This is a genomic window from Streptococcus sp. HMSC072D05, assembly GCF_001815805.1.
Taxonomy (GTDB): domain Bacteria; phylum Bacillota; class Bacilli; order Lactobacillales; family Streptococcaceae; genus Streptococcus.
Genome location: NZ_KV822046.1, coordinates 1 through 1,173, shown reverse-complemented (window position 1 = coordinate 1,173; position 1,173 = coordinate 1). Strand labels below are relative to the sequence as shown.

General features: G+C 29.1%; 1 protein-coding gene and 1 pseudogene. One reads left to right on the top strand and one right to left on the bottom strand.

The window, feature by feature from the left end:
* Positions 1-912 (top strand): annotated as a pseudogene (locus HMPREF3057_RS09815) (transposase); the annotation flags it as partial.
* 9 nt (positions 913-921) lie between these two features.
* Here HMPREF3057_RS09815 and HMPREF3057_RS09810 read toward each other — a convergent pair.
* Positions 922-1,116 (bottom strand): CsbD family protein, encoded by a 195-nt coding sequence (locus HMPREF3057_RS09810; protein WP_070498112.1) that lies wholly within the window; start codon positions 1,114-1,116, stop codon positions 922-924.
* Positions 1,117-1,173: the final 57 nt, after the last annotated feature.

Here is a 1,173-nt window from a genome sequence, read left to right as displayed (position 1 = left end):
AATCTATTTTAAAGGATAGAAATAGTTATTCTAAGACAGATCATGATGCGACATTTATGAGAATGAAAGAAGATCACATGAAAAATGGACAACTTAAGCCAGGGTATAATTTACAAATAGCGACAAATTCCCAATTTGTTTTATCTTATAATGTGTATCAAAATCCAACGGATACTAGAACGATGATTCCATTTTTAAATTCAATTCAAGAGACCTACGGTCATTTACCTGAATATATTGTAGCTGATGCAGGTTATGGTAGTGAATCAAATTATAAGGCAATTATAGATGACTTTAATCGAACGCCACTCATAACATATGGAATGTTTATAAAAGATAAAACTAAAAAATATAAAAGTGACATCTTTAATACTCAAAATTGGAACTATGACGAAATTAATGACGAATTCATTTGTCCGAATAATAAACGGCTAGGTTTTAAAAGATATGCCTATCGTCATGATAAGTATGGTTATAAGCGAGACTTCAAATTATATGAATGTGATGATTGTTCAGAATGTCCTCTGAAAAATCAATGTATGAACTTCAATTCAAAAACAAACAAAAAAATAATGAAGAATTATAACTGGGAATATTTTAAATCCCAAATTAACAAAAAGCTTTCAGAACCAGAAACAAAAAATATCTACAGTCAAAGAAAAATTGATGTGGAACCTGTTTTTGGATTTATGAAGGCTATTTTGGGTTTCACTCGGATGTCTGTCCGAGGACTCAATAAAGTCAAAAGAGAACTTGGTTTTGTATTAATGGCACTTAATATAAGAAAAGTAGTAGCTCAACGAGCTGAAAATAATCAAAAAATTTATAAAAAAGACAATTTCTATATTATTTCAATAGAAATTGTCTTTTTTTCACTTATACAAGAACTTTATGTCCCGGACTCTTTATGATATAAACAAATTATTTATTATCGTTATTACCTTTTACTTTATCGATAAGGTCGTTAGCTTTATTTTTAACGTTTTCAACTGCTTCTTTGGCTTTACCAGAAGCTTTATCGTTTTGACCTTCTTTTTCTAAATCTTTATTGTCAGTTGCGTTACCAACAGTTTCTTTTAAGCTACCTTTTGCTTGTTCAAATTTATCTTCAGCCATTTAAAATTCCTCCTTGATTGTCTGTATCTTTAATTAATAATTTTATACCCCTATAGT

Excerpts from the sequence above, each read along its gene's own strand:
- HMPREF3057_RS09810 (WP_070498112.1), bottom strand. The coding sequence starts at position 1,116 with ATGGCTGAAGATAAATTTGAACAAGCAAAAGGTAGCTTAAAAGAAACT.